The organism is Streptomyces sp. NPDC016640 (assembly GCF_043076215.1).
Lineage (GTDB): Bacteria > Actinomycetota > Actinomycetes > Streptomycetales > Streptomycetaceae > Streptomyces.
Genome location: NZ_JBIBRG010000002.1, coordinates 305396 through 330795, shown reverse-complemented (window position 1 = coordinate 330795; position 25400 = coordinate 305396). Strand labels below are relative to the sequence as shown.

Here is a 25400-nt window from a genome sequence, read left to right as displayed (position 1 = left end):
GATCGTGCCAAGGCCGGTGCGGATGCCGGTCCCGGCGGCGATACTTGCCGCGAGGGATGACCATGGGGGAGGTCACGTGACACACACACCGAACAGCCCGGCACCACCGCACAGCGCCGCACCCCCGCTCCCTCCGGTCCCCCCGCACCCCGCCCCCGCCACACCCGCCGCGACCACGCCCGTCCCCACCGCCCCGCCACCGCCGGAGGCCCGCCGCAGCGCCTTCGCCGAGACCGCGGACCGCCTCCGCAGGGCCGCCACGACGGAACCCGGCCGCCTCCGCGTCATCGGCGCGCTCCTCGCCGCGTTCGTCGTCGCGTTCGGCGCCGTGACCGCCTGGCAGACGACCGACCGGGCCGCGGCCGCGGACGACGTCCTCACCAGCAGCCAGCCCCTCACCTCCGACGCCGCCGACATCTACCGCTCCCTCGCGGACGCCAACACCGCGGCGTCCAGCGGTTTCCTCGCCGGCGGTCAGGAGACCGCCGCCTCCCGGGACCGCTACGAGCGGGACATCCGCACCGCCGCCGCCAAACTCGTCAACGCCGCGGCCCACTCCGCACCCGGCTCCCCGTCCGCGGCCACCATCACCGAACTCAACCGCCTGCTGCCCGAGTACAAGGGCCTGGTGGAACGCGCCCGCACCTACAACCGCCAGGGATTCCCCGTGGGCGGCGCCTACCTGCGGTACGCGAACGAGAAGATGCAGCAGGAGATGCTCCCGGCGGCGGAGGACCTCTACGCCGAGGAAAACCGACGCCTCCGCTCCGACTACGCGGACGCGACCCCCTACCCCTGGCCCGCCATCGCCCTCGGCGTCCTCACTCTCGCCGCACTCGCCTGGGCCCAGCGCCGCACCTACCTCCGCACCAACCGGGTCCTCAACCACGGCCTGGTCGCGGCCACGGCGGCGGCGGCAGCGGTCCTGCTCTGGCTGACCGTCGGCCACACCCTGGCCCGCTCGAACCTCCACGACTCCTACGACCACGGCGTCCGCTCGCTCGACGTCCTGCACGATGCCCGCATCGCCTCCCTGAAGGCCCGCGGCAACGAGAACCTGACCCTGGTGGCGCGGGGCGCCGAGACGGTGAAGGCCGGCGACGAGACCGTCGACGCCTACGACCACGACTTCGCCCGCGACATGGACGCCCTCACCGAGGGCCTGGCCCGCGCGCAGGAACTCGCGGACGACGACACCGGCGAGCGGCCGGTCTCCTCGGCGGTGGGCAACACGACCGAGTGGAAGAAGCGGCACGCCGCCGCCCGCGCGCAGGACGAGAACGGCAACTACGAGCAGGCGCTGGACATGGTGATCGGCGGCGAGGGCGCGACCGTCGAGTGCTTCGACAACGTCGACGGGGACCTGGCCGCCGCGCTCGCGCACGAGGAGACCGAGTTCGAGCGGGCGGCGGGCGACGGCCGGGACGCGTTGACGGGCCTGCCGCTCGGCGCGGCCGTACTCGCCGTGCTGGGCGCGGCCGGTGCCGTACTGGGCATCGGCCGCAGGCTGTCGGAGTACCGGTGAACGGGCGCACGCCGAACCCGGAGGGGGCCACGACGATGACGGCACGACACCTGCGGGCCCGGCTGAGGGGCTGGGGCGGAGTGGGCGCCATGGCCACCGCCTGTGCCCTGGCCGTGGTCTTCGCCCTGCTCCTGACCTGCACCGGCTCCGCACCCGGCCCCACCGAACCCGCCTCCCACACCGCGCGGGCACAGGCACGGGCAGAGGCAGAGGCGGAGGCGGAGGCACGGGCGCGGGAAGCGGCCGAAGCCTGCACGGCCCCGGAGAAGCAGACCCTGCCCCCCTCCGGCGCCGACGGTCCCACCATCGAAGCGATCAAGAGCCGTGAGGGCGAGAGGCGCAAGCTGATCGTCGGCATCGACCAGAACAGCTACCGCTGGGGCTACCGCGACCCCAACGGCGACGGGGGCGGCACGCTCGAGGGCTTCGACATCGACCTGGTGCACCGCATCGCCGAGGACATACTCGGCGACCCGGACGCGGTCCAGTTCAAGGCGATCCCCACCGACCAGCGCATTCCGGCGATCCGGGCCGGCCGGGTCGACATGGTCGTCCGCACGATGACGATCAACTGCGCGCGGATGCGGGACGTGGCGTTCTCCGCACCGTACTTCGAGACCGGCCAGCAGGTACTGGCCCCGAGGTCCTCACCGGTCCGGGGGTACGACGAGACCCTCGCGAACCGGGAGATCTGCACGGCGGCGGGCTCCACCGCGTACTCGCAGCTGGCGGCGGACAGGAAGGCGGGCCGGCTGCCCCGGTCCGCCGACATCCGCACCACCGTCCCCAGCCAGCTGGACTGCCTGGTGCGGCTGCAGCTCGGCGAGGTCGACGCGGTGGTCACCGACGGTGCCCTCGCGGCCAGCCAGGCCGCGCAGGATCCGACGGTCCAGCTCAAGGGCGAGGCCTTCACGACCGAGTACTACGGCGTGGCGATGAAGAAGGACGCGGACGACCTGGTCCGCCGGGTGAACCGGATCCTGGTGGACTTCCGCGAGGACACCGCGAACGGCTGGGAGGCCTCGTACGCCACGTGGCTGTCGGCGACCCTGGGCGACGACTCCTCCCCGTCGGAGCCGCCGCCCCCCGAGTACGAGCGCGAGAGCTGACCCGGCCGCCCGAAGCGGCGGACAGGGCAACCGCAGACCGACCGGCCGACCGACCGACCGACCGACCGACCACGACCGCACACATCCCGCAGCGAGAGGTGATCGATGGCCGACACGGATCCCACCGGGCCGGTGATGGACCGGGACGAGGTGGACCGTGCGCTGGCGCGGCTCGGCGCGGAGCACGAGGCGATCGAGACCTCGCTCCTCGCCCTGCAGGACCACGCGGGCCGAAGACTCCTGGAGGGCGCGCGCCTGACCGGCCTCACCGAGCGGCGCTGGGCGGCCACGGAGGCGTCGATCACGCTGCTGTGGGCGTGCTTCGACGCGTACTCGGACGCGCTGCGCGCGGCCCGGGACATCCGGGCCCGCCGCCGCTGGTCCAGCCGTGAGGACCTGGCCGAGCTGACGGAGCTGCTGCGCGGCGAGCCGGTCACCCTGGCCGGCAGCACCACGGCGGCCGCTCCCGCACCGGCACTCCCCGCCACCCCCGGCACACTCGGCGAACGCTGCTCGCTCGCCGCGCTCGTCGACCGGATGAACGAGCTGTACGCGTCCTCGCTGGACATGGTCGTCGCCGCGGACGCGGTGTGGTCGGCGCTGCCCGCGCGGATCGACTTACTGGCGGCCGAACTCCAGCGCACCGGACGGCTCGCGCACTCCGTGGGCGTGCGCCCGGGAGAGCATCCGGCGGGTGACGACCTGGAGCGGATCACCCGCACGCTGACCAGGCTGCGCGAGCAGGTGGTGTCCGATCCGCTGGCGTTCTGGAAGCCGGCGGAGGGCAGTTCGGCGCCGGGCGGCGGCAGGCCCGACACCACGGTCTACGACCGCGAGGCACGGGCCCTGGAGGACGTGCGCCGGGAGATCGACGCCGTGCTGACGGTCCGCCAGGACGCCGAGAAGCGCATCGTGCGGCTGCGCGACGTCCTGTCCCGCGCCGACCGCACGCTCGCCGAGGCCCGCACGGCGCGCGGCGAGGTGCTGGCGAAGATCGCCGCGACGGAGGTACCGGTGGTCAGTGGTCCGCCGACCGTGCTGCAGGAGCAGCTGTCGACGGCCGCCGAGTACCGCAGGCACGCCCAGTGGCACCGCCTGTCCCCGCTGCTGGAGTCGCTGGAGCAGAAGGCGGAGGACGAACTGCTGCGCGCCCGCGAGTCGTTGACGGCGGTGACCGCGCCCCTCGCGGTGCGCGCGGAACTGCGCGGCCGGCTGGACGCGTACAAGGCGAAGGCGGCCCGGCTCGGCTGCGCGGAGGATCCCGAACTGGTGGAGCGGTACGAGAAGGCGCGCCGCATGCTGTGGAGCGCGCCCTGCGACCTGCGCGCCGCCGGCCAGGCGGTGCTGCGCTACCAGCACGCGGTCGCGGAGTTGCTCGGCACCGCACCGCGGGTGCCGGGCCAGGGCGCTCCCGACGACCGGAGGGGGGCCGGGCGCATGGGCGACGAGGGCGAGGCGGCACCATGAGCGAGCCGGCGAGCCGGCCCGGGAGCACCGGGAGCCGGCCGGTGGACCAGGGCGGCGGCCGGGCGCGGCCCGCCTGTCAGCGCCCCGGCTGCGACGGCGGGTACGAGGACGTCGGCGGCGGGGAGCTGTACTGCGACACGTGCGGTCTGGCCCCGGTCGTGTCGCCGACCGGCATGGTGGGCTCGCCCCCGACCGGCATCACGGTCCACGGAAGGAACCCGCGGGGCCCGGACAGCGCGGGCCCGCGCGGCGCCGGCTCGCACGACTCCCGTGCCTCCGGCCGCAGTTCCCGTACGTCGTCGCAGTCGTCGCGGTCCCGCCGCTCGGTCTCGGGCCGGCTCTCCCGCTCGCTCTCGGGCCGGGCCACGGGCCGCTCGCTGTCGGTGCGCGGCTCCGGCGCCGCCGCCGCTTCCTCCGGCCGGGGCCGGCTCGGCGCGGGACTGGTCGACGTACCGCCGATCCCGCGCCCGGACCCGCGGGCGATGGTGCTGGGCGACCCGGAGGTGCCGGAGCGCAAGCGCTTCTGCTCGCGCTCGGACTGCGGGGCGCCGGTGGGCCGGGCCCGCAGCGGCCGGCCGGGGCGCACGGAGGGCTTCTGCACCAAGTGCGGTCACCCGTACTCGTTCGTCCCGAAGCTGCGGACCGGTGACGTCGTGCACGGCCAGTACCAGGTGGCCGGCTGTCTGGCGCACGGCGGTCTGGGCTGGGTCTACCTCGCCGTGGACCGGGCGGTCTCGGACCGCTGGGTGGTGCTCAAAGGGCTGCTGGACACGGGCGACCAGGACGCGATGGCGGCGGCGATCTCCGAGCGGCGCTTCCTCGCGGAGATCGAGCACGCCAACATCGTGCGGATCTACAACTTCGTGGAGCACCTCGACCAGCGCACCGGCTCCCTGGACGGCTACATCGTCATGGAGTACCTGGGCGGCAAGTCGCTGAAGGAGATCGCCAACTCCCGGCGCACCCCGCAGGGCAGGCGCGACCCGCTGCCGGTGGAGCAGGCGTGCGCGTACGGCGTCGAGGCGCTGGAGGCGCTCGGCCACCTGCACAGCCGGAACCTGCTGTACTGCGACTTCAAGGTCGACAACGCGATCCAGACCGAGGACCAGCTCAAGCTGATCGACATGGGCGCGGTGCGCAGGATGGACGACGAGGAGTCGGCCGTCTACGGCACCGTCGGCTACCAGGCGCCCGAGGTCGCCGAGGTGGGTCCCTCCGTGGCGTCCGACCTGTACACGGTGGCCCGGACGCTCGCCGTCCTCACGTTCGACTTCCAGGGCTACACGAACGTCTACGCGGACTCCCTGCCCGACCCGGACACCATCGAGGTCTTCCGGCAGTACGAGTCGTTCTACCGCCTGCTGGTGCGCGCCACCGACCCGGACCCGGCCCGCAGGTTCACCTCGGCGCAGGAGATGACCGAGCAGCTGACCGGTGTGCTGCGCGAGGTCGTCTCCCTCCGGTCGGGCCGGGCCCGGCCCGCGCTGTCCCCGCTGTTCGGCCCGGAACTGCGGGTGACGGACACGGAGTTGTTCCCCGCGCTGAACGGGGAGGTCTCCCGCCTGGGCGCCCGGGCCCCGCGCCCCCGCAGGGCGGGACCGCGCGCCCTGCCGCCCGCCGCCGGCTCCCCCGCCGTGCCCGCCGCTCTCGTCGGGCCCGTCGACTGCGCCGCCGCCGCGTTCGCGCTCCCCGTGCCGCACGTCGACCCCTCCGACCCCAACGCCGGTTTCCTCGCGGGTCTGCTGGCGTCCGCGCCGGGTGAGCTGGTCAACGCGCTGGCCGCCACGCCCGCCCCGTCGACCGAGACCCGGCTGCGGCAGATCCGCGCCCGGCTGGAGACCGGCGAGCGGGCCGCCGCGCTGGAGGCGCTGGGCGCACTGGAGGAGCAGGACCCCGACGACTGGCGGGTGGTCTGGTGCCGGGGCGTGGCGGCGCTCGTCACCGGCGACCACGAGGGCGCCGCGCTCGCCTTCGACGCGATCTACGACGCGTTCCCCGGGGAGATCGCGCCGAAGCTGGCGCTCGCTCTGTGTGCCGAGGTGCTCGGCCAGTTGGACAACGCGGCCGAGTACTACCGCCTGGTGTGGTCGACCGACCCGGGCTACGTGAGCGCCGCGTTCGGGCTGGCCCGGGTGCGGTTGGCGGCCGGGGACCGGCGCGGCGCCGTGCGGACGCTGGAGTCGGTGCCGGAGTCCTCCGTCCACTGCACGGCCGCGCGGGTGGCGGCCGTCAGGGCACGGCTGCGCGGGCGCACGGCTGCCGCCGCCGACGTACCGTTCCTGGACGACCTGGTCGCGGCCGCGGGGCAGGTCGAGGCCCTGGAGGCGTACGGTCTGGACCCGGCTCGGCGCGAGCTGTTGTCGACCGAGGTCCTCGGCTGCGCGCTGGACTGGGTACTCTCCGGGGGCCAGGGTTCCGCCCCTCCCGCCGCCGGGGGGCGGACGCTGCTCGGCAGCGGCCTGGACGAGCGGGGTCTGCGCTTCGGCCTGGAGCGTTCGTACCGCACGCTGGCCCGGCTGGCGGCAAGCGGCGAGGAGAGGATCGACCTGGTGGAACGTGCCAATCGTTACCGCCCCCGGACGTGGGTGTAGTTGATGTCGCAGATGCCCCAGCAGGCCGCTCTGTCGAAGTGCCCGAGCTGTGAGGAACCCCTCGAGTCGGGTGACCGCTTCTGCGGTGCCTGCGGATACGACCTGTCGGTGGTTCCCGCACGGCCGCGGGAGGAGCCGACGATCGCCATGAACGGCTCGGCGCCGGACCGGACTTCAACCGGTCCCGCCCACCCCCGGCCCCCGTCGGCGCCGCCCGCCGCACCGTCCTGGCCCACGCCCGGCCAGGACGGTCCCGCCGGCGCGCCCCCGGCACACCGGCCGACGGACCTGCCCGGCACGGACTCGGGCGGCTCCCCCCTGCCGGGTGGGCCCGCGCACCCGGCCCCCGCGGCGCCCCGCCACCCGGCCGCGGACACCCCCGCCGCGCCCCAGGCCCCGGTCCCGCCGCACGCCTCGGCCCCGTCTCCGGCCCGGGCTCAGGCCCCGGCGGCCCCGGTACCGCCGCCGTCTCCGGCGCAGGGCGCGGCCGTGCCGCCGCCACCGCCGCCACCGGTGGCGCCCCCCGCCCCGTCGTCCGGTGTGCGCTTCGACCGCCGCCCCCAGCCGGACGCGTCCACGGCTCCTTCCCCCTCCCCCGCCCAGCGGCCCGGCGGTGTCCAACCGCCCGCGCGGTCCGACGAGTACCCGCTCCAGGCGCCGGACCCGCGCGTGGCCGCCGAGTCCGCGCCGGCCGCCGGCGGCACGGCGGTGTGCGTGGCCTGCCGCGCGGGCCGGGTGGACGACGACGGCTACTGCGAGAACTGCGGCCACGCACAGCCGCGCGAACGGGACCACATGGAACAGGAATGCGGCCCGATGGCCGCGGTCAGCGACCGCGGCCTGCGCCACCACCGCAACGAGGACGCCTTCGCCGTCGGCACCACCACGCTGCCGGACGGCTCCCCCGCCTCCGTGGCGATCGTCTGTGACGGCGTCTCCTCCGCGACCCGCCCCGACGAGGCCTCGCTGGCCGCCTCCCGCGCGGCGAGCGAGACGCTGCTCGCCGCGCTGCCGCGCGGCACCCACCCGCAGCAGGCGATGCACGACGCGATCCTCGCCGCCGCCGACGCGGTCAACGCGCTGGCCGACGAGCCGGCCGCGGCCCGTGAGCACACCCCGCACCAGAACGCCCCGGCCTGCACGATCGTCGGCGCGGTGGTGACGGCCGGTGTGCTGGTCGTCGGCTGGGTCGGTGACAGCCGCGCCTACTGGATCCCGGTCGACCGCTCCGCCCCGGCGGCCCGGCTGACCGAGGACGACTCGTGGGCCGCGCAGATGGTCGCCGCGGGTCTGATGGGCGAGGCCGAGGCGTACGCCGACCAGCGCGCGCACGCGATCACCGGCTGGCTCGGCGCCGACGCCTACGACCTGGAACCGCACACCGCGGCCTTCAAGCCGGACCGGCCCGGGGTGGTCGTGGTCTGCACGGACGGCCTGTGGAACTACGCGGAATCGGCCGACGAGATGGCCCGGGCCGTCCCGGCCGACGCCGACGCACGGCCCCTGCACAGCGCCCGGGTCCTGGTCGGTCACGCCCTCGACGGCGGGGGCCACGACAACGTAACAGTGGCCCTCGTACCGTTCCCCGCCGTCCCGCAGGGGGCAGGATCGGCCTGAGGCCGCGTACGGGAATCCTCTGAGGGCAGGCCTCGACGGACCGGAGGGGACCGGTCCGTCATCCGTCGTCGCCCCGCGCCGCCGGGGCACCCAAGGGGGATCGAACAGGCATGGCCAATTTATCGAAATCGAACGTGCCGCGGTTCTCGGTCGACGTGTACCAGAACGAGTACCTGCCGGAGGGCGGCCGCGAGGTCAACGCCATCGTCACGGTGACCGCGACCGGCGGCGGCACCGTCGGCAGCACGGTGACGGCACCCCACCTGTACTCGCCCGGTGAGGGACCGTCGGCGGCCGTGGTCCTCATGGTCGACTGCTCGGGTTCGATGGACTATCCGCCGGCCAAGATGCGCAACGCCCGCGACGCCACGGCCGCCGCGATCGACGCGCTGCGCGACGGCGTGCGCTTCGCGGTGGTCGGCGGCACGCACCTGGCCGAGGAGGTGTACCCGGGTGGCGGCGCCCTCGCGGTCGCCGGCGCCGGCACCCGCGAGCGGGCCAAGCAGGCGCTGCGCGGACTGGGCGCGGGCGGGGGCACGGCGATCGGCACCTGGCTGCGGCTGGCCGACCGGCTGCTGGCGTCGGCGGACGTGGCGATCCGGCACGGCATCCTGCTCACCGACGGCCGCAACGAGCACGAGTCGGCGAAGGACCTGAAGGCGGCCCTGGACGCCTGCGCCGGACGCTTCACCTGCGACGCCCGGGGCGTGGGCACCGACTGGGAAGTGAAAGAAGTCACAGCCGTCGCCTCCGCCCTCCTGGGCACCGCCGACATCGTCGCCGACCCGGCCGGCCTCGCCGCCGACTTCGCGCGGATGATGGAGACGGCGATGGGCAAGGAGGTCGCGGACGTCTCGCTGCGGCTGTGGACCCCAGTCGGCACGGCGGTGCGGTTCGTCAAGCAGGTCGCGCCGGCGGTCGAGGAGCTGACCGGGCGCCGCACCGGGGCGGGCCCGCGCGCGGGCGACTACCCGCTGGGCTCCTGGGGGGACGAGTCCCGCGACTACCACGTCTGTGTGGAGGTCCCGCCCGCCGGCGTCGGCCAGGAGATGCTGGCGGCCCGGATCTCACTGGTGATCCCGCAGCCCGAGGGCAGCGCCCAGAGCCTCGGCGCGCAGGGGCTGGTACGGGCCGTGTGGACGGACGACGTGGCCGCCTCGACGTCGATCAACCCCCAGGTCGCCCACTACACCGGGCAGGCCGAACTGGCCCGGGTCATCCAGCAGGGACTCGACCTGCGCAAAGAGGGTGATTTCGATGGAGCGACGGCCAAACTGGGTCGTGCCGTTCAGCTCGCGAGCGCGTCCGGCAACGCGGATACTGCGAAACTGCTTGCGAAGGTGGTGGACGTGGTCGACGCCGCGACGGGTACTGTGCGACTGAAGGCGAAGGTCGAGGAGGCCGACGAGATGACGCTCGAGACTCGGTCCACCAAGACCGTTCGCGTGAAGAAGTGACCCGGAAGTGAACGAGCCCGGCCCCTCGGGGCCGGAGTAATCCGGCCGGAGGCGGCCGGACCAGGAGAGGGGGAAGCGCCGACATGCCGACCTGCCCGAACGGACACCAGTCGGGTTCCGACGACTGGTGCGAGGTGTGCGGCCACCGCATGGCGGGTGCCGTGCCCCCGCCTCCGCCCCCTCCGCCCCCGCCGGGCGGCGGCTACGGATTCCCCCCGCCCGGCGGCCCCGCCGGTGCCGGCGGTCAGGGAGGCCCCGGCGGTTTCGGCGGTCCCCCGGAGCTGTGCCCGCAGTGCCGTACGCCCCGCGAGGGCGGGGCGCCGTTCTGCGAGGAGTGCCGGTGGAACTTCCTGACGAACACGGCGACCTCGTACACCCCGGCGGCTCCGCGTCCGCCGGCGCCCGGTCCCGGCGGACCCTTCCAGCAGCCGCCCGGCCCGTCGTACGGCGACGGTGACTCCTACGGCTACCAGAGCTCGCGCCCCTCGCAGGTGAACCGGCCCGCCGAGCCGATCCCGCCGGGCCCGCCCGGGTTCGGCGGCGACCTCTCGAGATCGGTACCGCCGCCGCCCGGGCCGCCCGGCCCCGGCCGACCGGGGGGATTCGGCGGTCCTGGTGGGCCTGGTGGGCCCAGTAGTCCTGGTGGACCCGGTGGACCCGGTGGTTATGGTGCGCCCGGTGGGCATGGCGGCCCCAGCGGTCACGGTGGGCCCGGTGGCCCCAGCAGTCACGGCAGTCATGGCGGTCACGGTGGGCCGCACGGTGCTCCGCAGGCGTTCCAGCCCGGGCCGCCCGCCCCGCCCCGGTTCCCGCAGGACACCGGCCGCCCGCAGCCGAGCGGCCCGGCCTTCGGCGGCGGTGACGACGACTGGGTGATCTCCCCGCCGTCCGGTGGCCCGGGCGGTCACGGCGGACCCGGCGGCCACGGCCCGCGCGGCGGTTACGGCTACCCGCAGCCCGGCGGGACCCAGGCGCCGCCCGGACCCGGCGGTTTCCCCCAGCAGCCCCCTCGGCCCCAGGGCCCGGTGACCTGGACCGCGACCATCGGTCCGGACCGCGAGTACTTCATGGCGATGATGCAGCGCTCCGGTCCCGAGGCCGCGGGCCTGAACCTGCCCGCGTACTCGCCCGAGCATCAGCGCACGCTCACCGGCAACCAGATCACCATCGGCCGCCGTCGCCACTCCACCGGCGACACCCCCGACATCGATCTGTCGACACCGCCGGAGGACCCGGGCGTCTCGCACCAGCACGCGGTGCTGGTCCAGCAGCCGGACGGCACCTGGGCGGTCGTCGACCAGAACTCGACGAACGGCACGACGGTCAACGGCTCGGACGAATCGATCCAGCCGTTCGTCCCAGTCCCGCTCCAGGACGGCGACCGGGTCCACGTGGGCGCCTGGACGACGATCACCATCCGCCGGGGCTGAGCCACCCGCTCCGGCGGGACGCCTCGGCCGGGCACCGGCCGGACGTACGGGCTGCGCGGGTCGTCCAGCCAGGCGCTCCCGCCCCCGGCGCCGACCGTCAGGCCGTAGCGTTCGCGCTGCGGCCTGCCCGCGCGCTCCCAGAGGTCGTACGCCTCCCGCGGTTCCAGGGCACCGGCGGTCAGCGCCGGCAGGAAGCGGGACGGATCGCCTCCCCGGGCGGCGGTCCCGCCCGTCCGTGCCCCCGCACCAGGCCGGTCCTGGGCCTTGAGTCCTGTGCCGTGCCGTCCGAGGGATCGTTCCCCTTCCGAACCCCATGTGTGGTTTTTGCTGGTCAGGCATGAGATCACGGTGGTCGCGGGAGTGCGGGTGCCGTCGGTACGGGCGGTTCGGGAGACGCGGCGGGCGGTCGCTGCCGGGCCGGCGCCGGCACTCGTACTGCCGCCGGGATCAGAGGATCCTGCCGATCAGCTTGACCGTCAGGTTCTTGCCGAACTTGGCGTAGCCGTCCTCGTGGAGGCCGGGCTTCGCGTCCGGCCGGGCGGCCAGGCTGAAGCCGTAACCGAGGAACACCTGGTTGTGGGTGAGTGCCTTCACAGGATCGGTGAAGAAGGCCGGCTCCAGCCGGTGGACGGGAATCCGTCCCGTCTCGCTGCCGGTCACCCAGACCTTGGTGTCGTCCTCGCCGCGCCGCAGGACAAGACGCGGCTTGGGCGAGACGGCCGCCCAGTTGCGCACGGTGCGGAAGTGGCCGAAGGCCGCGACATCGGTGAACATGAAGCCGGTCGGGGCCTTGAACTCCTGCGGCAGGCCCAGCAGGTCGGCGTTCGGCCCGAGGGTGGCGATGCCGATACAGAGCAGTGAGTCCTCTTCCCTGCTCTGGCCAGGGCGCGCGGACGGCCACTTGGGAGCCTCAGCCATGAGCGTCAGGTACGGGGACGGGGGTTCGGTGGGTTCGCTGGTCACCTGAAAGACCACAAGCTGCCTTTCGTCGACGACCGGCTTGGGAGTGCCCTTGGGGGTCACCTCGATCCGCCAGGCCAGTGCGTCCCTGAGGGCGAGTCCGTCGTAGGAGACGACGGCCTGCGCGGTGTAGGTGCCGGAAGCCGTGCCTGGGGGGACAGTGATCTTGAATCCGCCCGGCAGCGTCGGCCCGCCGGCCACCAGTTGCCGGCCGGGGAACGACACCGTGGCCGGCGCGTCCTGCGCCAAGGCGAGCGGCGGGGCGGGCGTGAGGGTGACAACGACCTTGTCCCCCGGGGCGGGTGCGGAGCCCCGGTTGCCGGCGAAGAAGGCCAGAGCGACCGTGTCCCCGGGCTCGGCGGCCACGACGGCGGCGTCGGCTGTGGCGAAGAGCTGGGGTTTCCCGGGGACCTCGCCGTCCGGCGAAGCAGCCGTCAGGCCGGTGATCAGGGCGCAGCGCACCCCCGCCTTGCAGGCCGTGAAACGGACGGTCGTGGTGGACGCGTCGGCGGTGAACTCCACCGACCGCGTCACCCAGCCCTGTTCTTTGACCGGTTCAGGATCGAAGGACTTCCTGAGCGTGCCGGGCGTCCCGCGCACCGGGGTGACCTGCACGGTGTAGCGCTGCTCGTTGGGCGTGGAGTCACCTCCGAGGTCGGCGCGCTCCTTCCACCTGATCGTGACCCGCTCTCCCGGACGGGTGGGGAGGTCCTGGCTCACTCCGCCCACGTCGCGGTCCTCGGCGCGCTTCTCGTTCTTCAGTCGCAGCGCCTGGGTGGTGGCGGTGTCCGGGCCGTCGCCGGACCCCAGGCGCACCACCTCCACGACACCCTGGGTGACCTTCCAGCCGGGGATGTGCCGGCCACCGTCGGTGGTGAACTGTACGAACGGTTGGGTGGTCAGTGCAGGTTCGCCGAACGAGGCGTTGCGGAAGTCGGTGGCCATGTTTCGCTCCTTCGCGCTTCGTGCGTGGGGGTCCGGAGCCGGGCAGGGCTCGCCTGAGGCGGGGGCCCGCCCGCTCCGGCCCGGCGGCGGACGGGCGGACCCCGGCAGGGGCCGGCTAGGAGTCGATCAGCTCACCTTCGACATCGGAGATCAGGGCGCCGCACACCCCCGTCGTGTCGGAGGCGAACGTGAGGTTGTAGCGGCTGCGCTGGGCCTTGAAGGTGAGTTCGGCGGGCTGCCAGTTGCCGATCCGGCCGCGGACGAGGTGGTCCTCCTGAAGCCCGGCCTCCTCGATCGACACGTTGTACCTCTGCTCGGTGACGGGCGCGCACCCTGCATAGGTGTTACGGGTGTGCTTCCACGTCAGGTGCACCGTCGTCCCCGGGGTGGTGCGGATGACCTGGGTGATGGAGCCGGGTTGACCGCCGTTGAGGTCGACTGCCTGGTAGGGGGAGCGGGCCAGCTGGGTGCTGTAGACATCGACGTTGCCGTCGGACACCTTCCACTGGTCGATGCCCGGGTTGCTGTTGGGCCAGATGGTGAGGTAGCCGTAGTCGGCGACGGCGGGAGGGTAGAACTCGCCGTTCCTGGCGATCTCGTCGGCCGCACCGGCCGGCGATACCGGGAAGGACAGGGCCAGCAATGCGGCACTCAGCAGGGAGCCGTAAGCAGCACGCTTCATGAGATCTCCTGTTTCGGGAAGTCCGCGCACCACGCGTGCGCGGACCGCGGGGGAGGACGCGGAGGCCGGGGGGGGCAGCGGCCCGCCCGGCGCACGCCCGGGGAGCTACTTCTCGGTGGCGCAGGGGTCGCAGCAGGAAGGGGCCGGTTCGACGCAGACGGTGACGGTGTCGGTGTTGTTGGTGGTGTCGGGGTCCCTTTCGTTTCCGGTGGCGGTGGCGGTGTTGCTGACCAGGCCGGCCTTGGTGGCTTTGGCCCGCAGCACGAGCGTGGCGGTGGCGCCGTGGGCGACGTCGCCCACGGCCCACTGCCCGGTGGCCGGGTCGTAGCCTCCGGGTGTGCCGTCGGCGGACAGGAAGGCGAGGCCTTCGGGGAGCCGGTCGGTGACGGTGACGCCGGTGGCACCGTTCGGGCCGGTGTTGTGGACGGTGATGCGGTAGGTCACCGTCTGGCCGATGGTGACGGTGGTCGCGTCGGCTGCCTTCGCCACGGTCAGGTCGGCAGCCGGTTTGACCTGCGTGACCTCCTCGTTGGAGGTGGACGTCAGCGGCTCCGGCCGTGCGCCGAGCAGGTTGTCGTAGGAGGCGGTGGCGATGTTGCTGAGCTGCCTGCCGCCACTGGCCCGGTCGATGGTGACCCGGTATTCCACCGTGGTCCCCGCAGGCTGGGTCTCGGTGCTGGGCAGGCTGCCCCCTGCCACGCCGGAAGCGCCGTTGCCGAGGTGGAACACGACCTGGTTCGCCCGGGCGTCGTGGTACGCCTGGTCATCGCCTTTCGCGTCACTCTTCGCTCCGGCGTTCGGGCCGTCGACGACGCGCAGGGAACCGGGCAGGTACGTCGTGCCCTCGGGGACGCCGTCGGTCAGGACGAGGTTGTCGGCCCCGCCGCCGCCCTCGTTCCTGGCGGTGATGCGGTAGGTGACGACGTCGCCCACCTCCAGCGGTCCCGCCGGAATCGCGGTCTTGGTGAGCAGCACGTAGGGAGCGGTGCCGAAGAAGATGCCGTCCAGGAGGTTGCCGGCGCTGCGGTTGCCGCCGGCGGCGGAGATGGAGCGGAAGGCGAAGCGCGTCAGCGTCTGGCCCGCCGGGACGGTGTAGGTGCCTGTGTAGTAGCCCCAGGCGGTGTTGCCGTCGGTGAAGCGCCTTTGCTCCACCGGGGATCCCGGCGCTCCGATGTCCAGGGCCATGGTGTCCTCGCCCTGGCGGCCACGGTGATACAGCCGCCAGTACAGCTTCGTACCGGGCGTGGTCGGCAGGTCCTGGTAGAGCGTGGAGACCTGGTTGGCGTTGAGCTCGGCGAGCTGGACACCGTCGGCTGCCGGAACACCGTTGAAGCCCGACCGCCATAGTTCGATCATGTGGTCGGAGGCCGTGGTGAGCCAGCCCGGGACTCGTTTCGGCGCCTGTGTCTGTGAGGCGTCCGGCAGGACCTCGTAGTTGGTGACGGCGGGCTCCTCGAAGCTGCCGTTGACCAGGGCGACCCGGAGCGGAACAGCAGGAGGTGCGGCCATGGTTCGTCCCCTTGCGTCGACACTGCTGGAAGGCACCGCCGACCGGCCGCGCCGATGCGCGCCGTGACGGAGCCGAAGCAGGCAGTAGCGCACCGCAATCGGGCGGAGACGTGAAATGGCGGGTGATCGAGGTCGGCCAACCCCGTGTGGCGGGTTTGCGACACGCACCCCCGGAAATCTCTCGGCGCGCCGTCACCCGCGCCGCATGGGCGCACCACTTCCGCCACACCCGTCTCCGGGATTTCTGCCGCCCACCCCGTTATGGCCGAATGTCCCCGGTGCCACGCTTGCGCTCACTCTCGCTCAGGGTGAATCGACGATCTCGAAGTTGACGCTCCCCGCGCGGTGGCGGCGCCCTGCGGCTCCGGCTTCCCATGGAACGCCTACGGCGTCCGCCCCCGGCTCCGAGCCGGGGGCGGACGCCGGTCCGGCGACGCGCCGGACCGGCGCGTCACCTCGTCGTCCTCTTACCCGAGGGCCGAAGACGATGCGCAGCCGAGAGCGGCACGGCCGGCGACGGTGAAGGAGATGGCCCCGGTGTTCTCCCAGAGATTGTTGATGTTGGTGAACATCCACCTCGTCGTGAGGCTGTGGTCGGCCGATGACAGGGTGGCCGTCCGCCCCTCCGTACCCGGCCTGATCCGGAACGTCACCACGGTGTCCCCGAGCTTCTGCGGCGGCGTCTCCTGGGCGCTCAGCGTCGTCCCTGCGAGGCTGCCCGGTCCCGTCACCGACGTCACGTCGGCCACCGTCATGATCGACGCCAGATCGACCCGGTGGACATGGTGCTGCGCTCCGATGGGGTTGCGCGTGGTCTCCGGACGCCACCTGAACGTGAAGGTCGATTCCGGCGCGATCCGCCCGCCGAACGGGTTCGGTGACGACGATTCGTGGATCACGCCCTCACCCAGCCGGGTACCGAATAGGTTCCGCCAGTAGAACCGCGCGTTGAGCCCCGCGTTCCCCGGCTGGACGCACTGCGACTGCGGCGCCGCCGTGGCCCGCTCCGCCGCGGCGGGCTGCCCCTGCGCCGCGGCGGCGTTTCCCGGCAACGGCGACCCCAGCAGCATCGCCGTGACGAGCACCCCCAGCCCCCAGGCCCTGCGTGCCCTGCTCCGCGTTCGCGGCACCGGCACGGCGGCGTCCTCGCCACGGACCGCCGGTGCGTTTCCTGCTCCGTACATGCCTTGAGCCTTTCTCTGCTGCGTATCCCGGCGGTGGCTCCGGGCCGAGCCGGCGGAACCACCGACGGGACGGTCCGCCATGGGGAGGTCAGTCCTCGTCGGGGTCGAGGACGCGGCCCTTGAGCTTGATCGGGTTGGCGGCGCCCACCTTGAGCTGGCCGTCCGTGTAGCGGCCCGGCGCCGCGCCCTCGACGGCGGTGACCTGGGCCGCGTAGCCGATGGCTTCCTGGTTGGTGGACAGGTACGGGTTGTGGGTGAAGGTCAGCGTGCGGCCCCCGTCTGCGAGGGAGCCCTGGACGGTCTGCAGGTTGCCCTTCGCCTGGAGCGTGTTGACGTCGTGGTAGGCCCAGGAGAGCCATCCGGTGAACACGAAACCGGTGGGTGCCTTGAGGGTGAAGGTGATGTCGCCGGGGTTCACCGGGTCCGGGACGGTGCTGAGGATCCCGAAGCTGAGGTGGGCCGGTACTCCGCCCGGCGCGTCCTCGACGATGCCCTGCTGGAGGATGTACAGCTTGTCCTCGGATCCCGGCTGAACGGGGGTCTGGGTCTGCGTGGCCATGGGTTTCCCTTCTGTGGATGGATGGTGTCCGCGTGGGCGGATCCGCCGGTGGCGGGCTTGGGTCCCGGGCCCGCTCATGGACCGTCGGGGTCGGGGACCGACTCCCTGGGCCGGCCGGTGGGCGCCCGGTCGGCCAGGAGCGGGCCGAGAACGGCGAGGGCGCCGAGGATGACGTCCTCGTAGAGGTAGAAGCCCGCTTCCAGAGGCGGCAGCTCGGCATCCGTACCTTCCGCGCCGGCCTCCGGACCGGTGACGTCGTGTCCGGAGCCGTCGTCGGCCCCGGCCTCGGTGACAGGGGTGCCGAGCAGGTCGGTGAGGTCCTGCGCCGCGCCCAGGACGGCGGTGCGGGCGGTGGCCGCCAGCAGGCGCAGGGGAAGGTCGAGGGCGGCGGCGGTGCGCCGGCCGGGGACGGATCCCGTCGCGGCGGGAGCCTCCGCGGTGGCGACGGCGAGCCACTGGACGGGCAGGGTGCAGGCGGACCTGATCCGCTCGGCGGGCATCAGCGGAGGAGGATCCCCGTCGACCATGAGGTCCTCCCACTCCATGAGGTCGAAGAGGAACTGCCCGCCCTTGTAGAGGGGCCAGGGCCGGACCGCGTCGAGCAGCTCGCGGGCGCGTTCGGGGTCGTGCCGGCGCAGGGCCACGCCGTGCCGGGCCAGGGTGCACAGGCACTGGCGCAGACAGCCGTTGACCTGGCCCAGGAAGGCGAACGCCCGGTGGTCGGTCGGGGTCAGCGGACCGGCGGCGGGATCGGCCGGCGGGGGTGGGGTCGTGGTGGTGGTGTTCACAGTGGCCTTGAGGTGACGTAATGGGCGACCTGCCGCAGGACGGCCTTGCCTTCGTTCTCGGGGACGACGCGGAGGTCTTCCTCGAAGCGCGCGATGCCTTCGGCGGCGAGCCGGTCGGCGAGGTCGGTGGCGTACTCGATGGAGCCGTGCCGGCGCATGGCGGCGAGGAGTTCCTCGGCGTGCTGCTGCGTCTTGTCGGTACGGCGTTGGCGCAGGACGTCGAGGAGGCGGGGCCGCTCGTGGGCGTGCACGGTGCGGAAGAGGTGGATCAGCATCACCGTGCGCTTGCCTTCGAGCAGGTCCCCGAGGGGCTCCTTGCCGTAGAGGGCCTCCTCGCCGACCAGGTTCAGGACGTCGTCCTGGATCTGGAAGGCGATGCCGATCATTCGGAACGCCTCGTCGAACCGGCCGAGCACGGCCGGGTCGGTGACGCCGGCGCAGACGGCGCCGATACGGCACGGGCTCATGCAGGTGTACCAGCCCGTCTTCTTGGTGCTCATGGTGAAGTAGTCGTCGTCGGTCTCGGGGACGACCTCGTGGCGGATCCAGCCCAGCTCCATGGCCTGGCCCTCGATGGACTCCCGGCACATGTGCATCGCCTCGTGGATGAGGCCGAGGGTGCGGACCAGGCCGAGTGTCTCGAGGTTGGACAGGACGGCGTCGACGGCGAGCAGGTTCAGTCCGTCGCCGACGTTGACGGCCAGGCCCAGGCCGTGTTCCTCGTGCATGGTCGGCAGGCCGCGCCGGTGGGTGGACTCGTCGGCGATGTCGTCGTGGACGAGGAAGCCGTTGTGGAACAGCTCCAGCGCGGCGGCGGCGCGCACGGCGTCGTCGGGGCGTCCGCCGAAGGCGGCGCAGGCCGCGATGGTCAGGGTGGGCCGCAGGCCCTTGCCCTGCCGGGCGGGGTAGGAGCGCATGAGGTCGTACAGCTCGGCACGCGGCTCCCGGTCCGGCAGCAACCGCTCGATCTCCTCGTTGGTGCGAGCCCGGCACCGGCGCATGGTCTCCATCAGGTCCGCGTCGTGGACGGCGTGCTCCAGCGACCAGCTGGTGCTGCTGCGTCCGTCCCACAGCAGGCGCGGGACGCTGACCGTGGTGTCGCCGATCAGCGCGGGTGGTGCGGGGGCGTCCTCGGGGGAGCGCCGGGCGAGGAAGTCCAGCGCGGTCCAGTCGACCGGCTCGGTGACCGGCTCCAGGGCTGCGGGCGCCGCGCTGCCCCACAGCTGGGGGGCCTGTTCTCGGTACGCGCCCCAGAGTTCCTGCATGCTGCGCAGGCCCGCCGCGCGCTGGGACAGCAGCGTGAAGGCGCGCCATACGGCGAGGGTGTCCTCCTGGGAGCCGCGGACGTCGAGGCTGTCGGGCAGCGCCTGTTCGACGGGCGGGCGCTGAAGGTCGAACAGCAGGTTCATGGCCCGGTTGTCGAAGGCGACCTCGACGTCCGGGTCCGGGCAGCGGTCCCGGGACACGACGAGCCGGCTGTGCCGGGCGGTGAGCGTGGCGTGGCTGCCGTCGTTGAAGCGCAGTCCGAGCCGGATGCCGCGCAGCTGGTCGGCCGCGGCGGCGAGGATGGCCGGCGCCCGGTCGGACAGGGCGGCCACGGTCTCGTCCAGCAGCCGGGCGCCCGTGAACGCGGTCACGGTGTCAGTCATGGGCACCACCGGCGAACTCCACGATGCCCCCGGCACTGAAGCCGATACGGCGCCCGCCGACCCGGCCCTCCACCGTGCACGGGCCGAGGGTCTCGTGCACGCTGAACGGGTGCAGGCTCGTCTCGGACGGGTTGGCGATGCGCCCTGCCGTGTGCGAGCGGAAGTCGAGGACGAGACGGTCGTCACCGAGCCGGGCGGTGATCAGCAGCCTCCCGGGCACCGCCGCCGTCGGCGGGGTGCCCAGCACCTCAGCCAGCGGCGGCACCATCACGACCCGGTCGCGATCCAGGCTGCCGGTGACCGCGACCCGCAAGCCGCGGCGCGGGAAATGACGCACCATGCGTCCGTCGCGCCACAGCATCACCGATCCGCTGGCCGCGTCCGCCGGACGCGTGGGCTGGATCAGGGTGAAGACCACCGCAGAGGGCGGAGCGAGGCCGACGGGGCCGGAAGGGTCGTTGACGAACCCGAACACCCAGCCCCCCAGCGTGGGCCAGGACCACCGGCCGCGCACTCGTTCGTGGTAGCCCAGCAGGTCCGTGGCCGTGGCCGTCCCGTCGGCGTGCCGCACAGTGCCTTCTCCCAGGACGCCGGGCTCCGACTGCCACCGCAGATGCTCGTCCTCGCCGAAGGGCGCGCACTGCGAGGTGCACGGCCTGCTGGTCCGGGTCAGCCGTACGTCGGCCGCCGGCGCCGCGGACCGGGCCGCCACCCGGAAAGCGCCGGACTCACCGCGCGGACGCGGCAACCGGAAGGCTGACCAGGGCAGTTCCGGCTGTTCGGCGTTGAACTGCGTCGCACTCCAGCCGCGATCCTCCTCGTGGACGAGGAGGATCGCCATGTGCTGCCCCTCGGCCGCCGTGCCGGTGCCGCTGCGCCGCCCGGTGACCGGAGCGCCCGGATCCGCAAAGACCGCGCCGGTGGAGGACCCCAGGACGGACAGGTTGGCGATCAGGGCTTGCCTGCCGCACCGCGACGTGAACGCGTAGTGCAGCCATCTGCGGTCGAGTGGATGGGTGAGCGGGGCGTGCGGGAAGGGGCCCGCGGGCCCTAGCCTCGGGAGGGGCGACGTGGACACACCTCGAAAGCTAACTCACCGCATGGACGATGTCGCATTCGGTGACATTCGGTCGGGTGACAGGGGAGCACAGAATCGTTCACTTCCGCATTCGAGGTTTGAACCCGCAAAAGCGGCCAGCGGTCGTGGTGTGCTCACTCGTCGTCCCCCAGGACGCTTGCCGTCAGGCGTACTTCCGGCTGGCCCGCGATCACCGCTCGTCCGTCGCGGTACCGGCCCGGCTCGGCCTCCGCCCCGGCCCGGACGCCGAGGGTGTACACCAGGGCCGCCGCCGGGTTGCCGGGGGTGTTCAGACGGGGTTCGTCCGTCACGGACAGTGACCTGCCGTCCTCCCGTACCGCCGCCGTCGGTGCCGGAGCGGCGATCACGGAGCCGTCGACGCGGTAGTACGCACAGGTCGCGCGGCCGTCGAAGGAGAGGCCCGTCGGAGCGGTGAAGGTGTGTGTCACGCGCCCGGGAGCCCAGGCATCGGTGGACGAGACCCGTACGTGGAGCAACTCGCCGCCGCCGCGCGCAATCTCCACTCCGACTTCCTGGCGTACCAGCAGTTTCGGGGTGTTCTCCGGTACCGGGTGCCGGTCCGGCTTGGGGTCCGGGGGGTTCGCGGTGGTCAGAGGCAGGGCCACGATCCGGTGGTGGAAGTTGTCCGCCACGAGCAGTCGGCCGGCCGGGTCGACGGCCAGACCGCAGGGGTAGGCCAGCGAGACCCCTGCGGCCGTCTCCGCCCCGTCAGCCGCTTCCGCCGGGCCGGCCGCCGGGGTCGGTCCCGCGACGCAGTGGGCCGCTCCGTCAGCCAGCCGCCATACGCGATGTCCGTTCACGTCGGCGACGTAGAGGGCCCCCTGGGCGTCGACCGCCACGGCGCACGGGGCACTCCAGTCGACCACCGTGGCGGCAGCGCTCCCGCCCGGCGGTCCGGCCAGCACCCGCAGAGTCCCGTCCGTGCCCAACAGCAGCACCCGACGGCCCACTGGGTCGGCGATGTACAGCCGCCCGGACGCGTCGGCCGCCAGCCCCGCGGGCAGGAAGGCCCCGCCGGCGTCGGCCGCGCCGGAACGCGCGGACCGGCCGGACGGTCCGGACGTCCCGACAACCGTGCTGATGATGCCGTCCGCACCGATCCTGCGCACCCGAGGGGTGCCCGCTTCGCCGATGTACAGCACTCCGGCGCCGTCCACCGCGAGAGCGCAGGGGGCGTCCAGCCGGGCGCGGTCGGCGGGACCGCCGTCACCGTCGCCGCCGCGGGAGCCGTCTCCCGCGACGGTGCCGATGACGCCCGAGGGGTCGATCCGGCGGATCCGGTGGTTCATCTCGTCGGCGACGAACACGGCCCCGTCCGGGCCGACCGCGAGGGCGGCCGGGAATCCGAGCCGGGCCCGCGTCGCGTCCGCGCCGTCCCCGGCGAAACCGCGCAGCCCGTCGCCGGCGACCGTCAGCAGGGTGCCGGAGCCGTCGATCCGGCGGACCCGGTGGTTGGCGTGGTCGGCTACGAAGACCGCGCCGCCCCCCACGGCCACACCCGCGGGGAAGGCCAACTGCCCTTCCGGCGCGGGCCCGTCGTCCCCGGAGAATCCGGCGGTGCCGTTTCCCGCCACAGTGCCCGACGGGCCGCCCCGGGGGGAGACCTGCTTCCGCCGTCGAGCCGTGGCCTTCGCCGTCACGCCGTCACCGCCCGGCACCGGCGCGGTGGCCTCCCGGTGGCACCCGGCGCATTCCGCTTCCACGGCCTCGTCCTGCGCATGTCCGTCTCCTTCCGGGCCGACATCACATCCCCCTTGCATACCGGCCGGGCCGACCGCACCGGAGCAGCGCACCGGGCGCTCCACCCGTACGAGGGAGAGGCCACGAGGGACGGGTGACGCCGGCCCGTCACGGGCGTCGGCCGAGGTCCGGCGGCGGGGCGCAGGGCTGCCACGCTCTGCGTCCGTGCGCCCTCGCACGCCTCAGCTCCACTCGGACAAGTGACGCAGAATCGATCCGGCATCCCAAACGGGGGAATGGCCGCATACCGCCCGTGCGCCCGGGATAACGATGGACTCGGATGACGGCCCGGTACGCGCCGTGATGCCTGCGCGAACACCCCGCAGCGGGCCGCAGACGGCGACCCGCCTCCGTCTTCCGGACGCAGCTCCCCATGGCATTGCATGCGCTGGACCGTGCGATGGGCGGCCCCGAGCCCTGCCCGCCGCCTGCGGGCAGGGGCGGCCCGCGTCAGTACGTCCCTTTCGCCGCACGCTTCGATCACAGCCCCAGGAGGACACGGAGATGGCCACCGACGTGCAGTCAAAGAAGGAAGCCTACGCACGGGGAGAGGAACAGGGGCGGGCCGATGCGCTCGCCGGCCGATCCCACGCCGACCCGCCGCGCGACGGCACGCGCGGCGAGAAGGACCAGTACGCGAACGGCTACGACTGGGGTTACGAACAGGGCCGTGCGCAGAAGCTGGACCTCGTGGTGTGGCAGGAGGGCGGAGTCGAGGACGCCCCGGGGGGTCTCGGCACCACCATCAACATCTGCGTCCGCACGCCGAACTGGAGCGAGACCGTCGCCGCCGGCGAACGCGAGCACGTCTTCACCGCTCCCACCGGATTCCGCTGGAACGGCACGGTGGGCGCCCAGTACAAGCGCATGGACCAGACCACGGGCGGCGGCCTGCCCCCCGTCCAGGCCAAGGTCAGCGCGGACGGGCGCACGCTGACCTTCACCTTTGACGTGCACCTGAACACGAACACCGAGGACAAGGACTGCATCGTCTACACCTGCGGCCTCGAGGCAGTCGACGGCGCCGAACCCGGCCGTTTCACCGACGGCGTCGCCCAGATCGGCACCGCACCCCCGGCGAAGCTCAAGGCCGAGGTCATCGAGGACGAGGACTGAGAGAGCAGGAGCCAGACACCATGACCACCGTCGTCACCACCGGCGTCTTCCCCTCCACCAACCCGGCCGCCTCGCCGATCAGCGGTCTGGGCACCGCGGACGTCAAATGGGGCAGCAGCGGCTCCCAGAGCGGGTACCAGTTCCGCGGGGCGGCCGCGGACGTCGAACTCGACGGGACCGAGTTCGTCGTCGGTACCTTCGTGCACCGCAATCTGCCCACCAACGTCAGCCCGAGCCAGTTCGACGTCCAGCTCACCATCAACGTCATGTTCGAGGACGGCACCACGACCGACCTCGGCTTCAGCTTCCATCACAACGAGACGCCCAACACCACCGGCAGCAGTCCCGTGGACGACGACCTCGTCGACCTGCAGACCTTCGTCCACCCCCAGCCCGTCACCGTCGACGGCAAGCAGTACCGGGCGGTCCTGAGCGGGTTCAAGCGCAACGGCCAGATCGTCCGGCAGTTCCGCAGCCCCGAGGGCGGGGTCAACTTCGCCGAAGTCGTCTGCATGTTCACCCTCGACGAGCCCGACGTGATCATCTCCGGCCTGCGGTACCTGGGCACCGGAGCGGGCCAGCCCGACGAGTACGTCGAAATCTTCAACCGGGGCGGTGCGCCCCAGGACCTGACCGGCTGGGTCGTGGAGTCCAAGCCCACGGGGCGCGACTTCCCCTTCCCTGCCGGAACGGTCATCCGGCCCGGTCAGCGCTACCGCATCTACACCAACGAGTCCCACCCGCAATTCGGCGGATTCACCTTCGGTTCCTCCCAGCAGGTCTGGCGGGACGAGGGCGGCATCGCCCGCCTGGTCGCAGCCGACGGCCTCGTCCCGGACCAGTACTCCTACCTCGACAAGGGCTTCAACACAGCCCGCACACCGTAAACGGGCCTCCTCGGGCTTCCAGCGACTGGTGAGGCCGAAGCGAGCCTCACCAGTCGGGCCCGGCATCGTCCGAAGGAGTTCACTTGGCCGATCGCACCGGCCGAAGCAGCCGGCGCCTTGTCCTGGAAGTGCTGGGCGGCTCATCACGGTGTCGGCCATGAAGAGCATGAGGAGGGGGAGAGCGGTCGCGCAGCGGGGTGCCGGCCCTGCCTCCTGCCCACCGGCAGTCGTCGTTCGCGCGGTCGGAACTCCCGGGATCCGTGTGAGGTGCGTGGGTCGGACACTCCTCGGTGAACGCCAGGGCTCCGAGGTCGTAGGCGCGGACGGTCCAGCCGAGGCCGACGTCATGGCCGGCGTGCGGCAGGCGGTCGACGACGACGCGGGAAGCCGCGGACAGCCGCGCGGTCAGATCGGCACCCTGCCGGTCACGGCGGCGGGCGCGTCCGCCCCGGCCGACGCCTCCGGACACCGCTCCGGACCGACGGCCCGGCACCGGAGCACCTCCGCAGCCGGAGCCGCCCGCACCCGCTCCGGCTCCGAGCTCCTCCACCCGCACCGCCGCGGCCCTCGGCCGGCAACGGACCGACCCTCCCGCGACAACCCTGATCCCATGCCTGACCAGCAAAAACCACACATGAGGTTCGGAAAGGGAACGACCTCTGCGAACATGGAGGGCGTGACAGAGATTCGGCGCGGCACGCTTCAGGAGCAGACCTTCTACGAGCAGGTCGGCGGGGAAGAGACCTTCCGCCGGCTCGTCCACCGTTTCTACGAGGGAGTGGCCGGGGATCCGCTGCTGCGGCCCATGTACCCCGAGGAGGACCTGGGTCCGGCCGAGGAGCGGTTCGCACTCTTCCTCATGCAGTACTGGGGCGGTCCGACCACCTACAGCGACAACCGCGGCCATCCCCGGCTGCGGATGCGGCACGCCCCGTTCACGGTCGACCGGGCGGCGCACGACGCGTGGCTGAAGCACATGCGGGACGCGGTCGACGAGCTGGGCCTGTCCGAGGAGCACGAGCAGACGCTGTGGAAGTACCTGACGTACGCGGCGGCCTCGATGGTCAACTCCCCGGACTGACGGAG

The 25400-nt window shown here is 73.1% G+C and carries 19 protein-coding genes; 10 read left to right on the top strand and 9 right to left on the bottom strand.

Annotated elements, in window-relative coordinates; all coding sequences use genetic code 11:
• Nucleotides 1-76 precede the first annotated feature (76 nt).
• From ACF07S_RS05095 to ACF07S_RS05065, 7 genes are all read left to right on the top strand, one after another.
• The gene (locus tag ACF07S_RS05095; protein ID WP_391973461.1) at nt 77-1525 is read left to right on the top strand and encodes a hypothetical protein; all 1449 of its coding nucleotides are present in this window, start codon (nt 77-79) and stop codon (nt 1523-1525) included.
• Between the two features lie 35 nt (nt 1526-1560).
• Entirely contained in the window at nt 1561-2634 is a 1074-nt protein-coding gene (locus ACF07S_RS05090; protein WP_391973460.1) for a glutamate ABC transporter substrate-binding protein, read from the top strand.
• A gap of 105 nt (nt 2635-2739) precedes the next feature.
• Nucleotides 2740-4101: a hypothetical protein gene (locus ACF07S_RS05085; RefSeq protein WP_391973459.1), complete on the top strand. Its 1362-nt coding sequence runs from the start codon at nt 2740-2742 to the stop codon at nt 4099-4101.
• Nucleotides 4098-6692, top strand: coding sequence for a tetratricopeptide repeat protein (locus ACF07S_RS05080; RefSeq protein WP_391973458.1), 2595 nt, complete (start codon nt 4098-4100; stop codon nt 6690-6692). The genes ACF07S_RS05085 and ACF07S_RS05080 overlap by 4 nt, the downstream gene beginning before the upstream one ends.
• Before the next feature lie 3 nt (nt 6693-6695).
• On the top strand, nt 6696-8309 hold the full coding sequence (locus tag ACF07S_RS05075; RefSeq protein ID WP_391973457.1) for a PP2C family serine/threonine-protein phosphatase: 1614 nt from the start codon (nt 6696-6698) through the stop codon (nt 8307-8309).
• 110 nt (nt 8310-8419) lie between these two features.
• Entirely contained in the window at nt 8420-9766 is a 1347-nt protein-coding gene (locus ACF07S_RS05070; protein ID WP_391962213.1) for a VWA domain-containing protein, read from the top strand.
• A gap of 83 nt (nt 9767-9849) precedes the next feature.
• On the top strand, nt 9850-11196 hold the full coding sequence (locus tag ACF07S_RS05065; protein ID WP_391973456.1) for an FHA domain-containing protein: 1347 nt from the start codon (nt 9850-9852) through the stop codon (nt 11194-11196).
• A 447-nt stretch (nt 11197-11643) separates the two neighbouring features.
• On the opposite strand, the gene ACF07S_RS05060 is transcribed toward ACF07S_RS05065, so the two are convergent.
• From ACF07S_RS05060 to ACF07S_RS05020, 9 genes are all read right to left on the bottom strand, one after another.
• Nucleotides 11644-13101 carry a DUF642 domain-containing protein gene (locus ACF07S_RS05060; protein WP_391973455.1) on the bottom strand — a complete coding sequence of 486 codons (1458 nt, stop codon included), beginning with the start codon at nt 13099-13101 and terminating at the stop codon, nt 11644-11646.
• A 115-nt stretch (nt 13102-13216) separates the two neighbouring features.
• On the bottom strand, nt 13217-13783 hold the full coding sequence (locus tag ACF07S_RS05055) for a DUF642 domain-containing protein (protein WP_391962216.1): 567 nt from the start codon (nt 13781-13783) through the stop codon (nt 13217-13219).
• Between the two features lie 105 nt (nt 13784-13888).
• On the bottom strand, nt 13889-15292 hold the full coding sequence (locus ACF07S_RS05050) for a hypothetical protein (RefSeq protein ID WP_391973454.1): 1404 nt from the start codon (nt 15290-15292) through the stop codon (nt 13889-13891).
• Between the two features lie 467 nt (nt 15293-15759).
• On the bottom strand, nt 15760-16476 hold the full coding sequence (locus ACF07S_RS05045) for a hypothetical protein (protein ID WP_391962218.1): 717 nt from the start codon (nt 16474-16476) through the stop codon (nt 15760-15762).
• 88 nt (nt 16477-16564) lie between these two features.
• Nucleotides 16565-17035, bottom strand: a complete 471-nt coding sequence (locus ACF07S_RS05040) for a hypothetical protein (protein WP_391962219.1) — start codon at nt 17033-17035, stop codon at nt 16565-16567.
• Between the two features lie 74 nt (nt 17036-17109).
• A complete protein-coding gene (locus ACF07S_RS05035) occupies nt 17110-17823 on the bottom strand; it encodes a hypothetical protein (protein ID WP_391962220.1) in 714 nt (237 codons plus the stop codon).
• Nucleotides 17820-19472, bottom strand: coding sequence for a polyprenyl synthetase family protein (locus ACF07S_RS05030; RefSeq protein ID WP_391962221.1), 1653 nt, complete (start codon nt 19470-19472; stop codon nt 17820-17822). The genes ACF07S_RS05035 and ACF07S_RS05030 overlap by 4 nt, the downstream gene beginning before the upstream one ends.
• A complete protein-coding gene (locus ACF07S_RS05025) occupies nt 19465-20550 on the bottom strand; it encodes a hypothetical protein (protein ID WP_391962222.1) in 1086 nt (361 codons plus the stop codon). Before ACF07S_RS05025 ends, ACF07S_RS05030 begins: the two co-directional genes overlap by 8 nt.
• A 134-nt stretch (nt 20551-20684) precedes the next feature.
• Entirely contained in the window at nt 20685-22274 is a 1590-nt protein-coding gene (locus ACF07S_RS05020; protein ID WP_391973453.1) for a serine/threonine protein kinase, read from the bottom strand.
• A 541-nt stretch (nt 22275-22815) separates the two neighbouring features.
• Here ACF07S_RS05020 and ACF07S_RS05015 point away from each other — a divergent pair.
• From ACF07S_RS05015 to ACF07S_RS05005, 3 genes are all read left to right on the top strand, one after another.
• Complete coding sequence (locus tag ACF07S_RS05015) at nt 22816-23427, top strand: hypothetical protein (RefSeq protein ID WP_391973452.1); 612 nt, start codon at nt 22816-22818, stop codon at nt 23425-23427.
• A 20-nt stretch (nt 23428-23447) separates the two neighbouring features.
• Complete coding sequence (locus ACF07S_RS05010) at nt 23448-24314, top strand: choice-of-anchor K domain-containing protein (protein ID WP_391962225.1); 867 nt, start codon at nt 23448-23450, stop codon at nt 24312-24314.
• Nucleotides 24315-24981: 667 nt separating this feature from the next.
• Nucleotides 24982-25395: a globin gene (locus ACF07S_RS05005; RefSeq protein WP_391962226.1), complete on the top strand. Its 414-nt coding sequence runs from the start codon at nt 24982-24984 to the stop codon at nt 25393-25395.
• Nucleotides 25396-25400 lie beyond the last annotated feature (5 nt).

Bases quoted from the DNA above. Each gene is read 5' to 3' on its own strand.
- ACF07S_RS05090 (WP_391973460.1), top strand. From the start codon at position 1,561: ATGACGGCACGACACCTGCGGGCCCGGCTGAGGGGCTGGGGCGGAGTG.
- ACF07S_RS05085 (WP_391973459.1), top strand. From the start codon at position 2,740: ATGGCCGACACGGATCCCACCGGGCCGGTGATGGACCGGGACGAGGTG.
- ACF07S_RS05080 (WP_391973458.1), top strand. From the start codon at position 4,098: ATGAGCGAGCCGGCGAGCCGGCCCGGGAGCACCGGGAGCCGGCCGGTG.
- ACF07S_RS05075 (WP_391973457.1), top strand. From the start codon at position 6,696: ATGTCGCAGATGCCCCAGCAGGCCGCTCTGTCGAAGTGCCCGAGCTGT.
- ACF07S_RS05070 (WP_391962213.1), top strand. From the start codon at position 8,420: ATGGCCAATTTATCGAAATCGAACGTGCCGCGGTTCTCGGTCGACGTG.
- ACF07S_RS05065 (WP_391973456.1), top strand. From the start codon at position 9,850: ATGCCGACCTGCCCGAACGGACACCAGTCGGGTTCCGACGACTGGTGC.
- ACF07S_RS05060 (WP_391973455.1), bottom strand. From the start codon at position 13,101: ATGGCCACCGACTTCCGCAACGCCTCGTTCGGCGAACCTGCACTGACC.
- ACF07S_RS05055 (WP_391962216.1), bottom strand. From the start codon at position 13,783: ATGAAGCGTGCTGCTTACGGCTCCCTGCTGAGTGCCGCATTGCTGGCC.
- ACF07S_RS05050 (WP_391973454.1), bottom strand. From the start codon at position 15,292: ATGGCCGCACCTCCTGCTGTTCCGCTCCGGGTCGCCCTGGTCAACGGC.
- ACF07S_RS05045 (WP_391962218.1), bottom strand. From the start codon at position 16,476: ATGTACGGAGCAGGAAACGCACCGGCGGTCCGTGGCGAGGACGCCGCC.
- ACF07S_RS05040 (WP_391962219.1), bottom strand. From the start codon at position 17,035: ATGGCCACGCAGACCCAGACCCCCGTTCAGCCGGGATCCGAGGACAAG.
- ACF07S_RS05030 (WP_391962221.1), bottom strand. From the start codon at position 19,472: ATGACTGACACCGTGACCGCGTTCACGGGCGCCCGGCTGCTGGACGAG.
- ACF07S_RS05015 (WP_391973452.1), top strand. From the start codon at position 22,816: ATGGCCACCGACGTGCAGTCAAAGAAGGAAGCCTACGCACGGGGAGAG.
- ACF07S_RS05010 (WP_391962225.1), top strand. From the start codon at position 23,448: ATGACCACCGTCGTCACCACCGGCGTCTTCCCCTCCACCAACCCGGCC.
- ACF07S_RS05005 (WP_391962226.1), top strand. From the start codon at position 24,982: ATGGAGGGCGTGACAGAGATTCGGCGCGGCACGCTTCAGGAGCAGACC.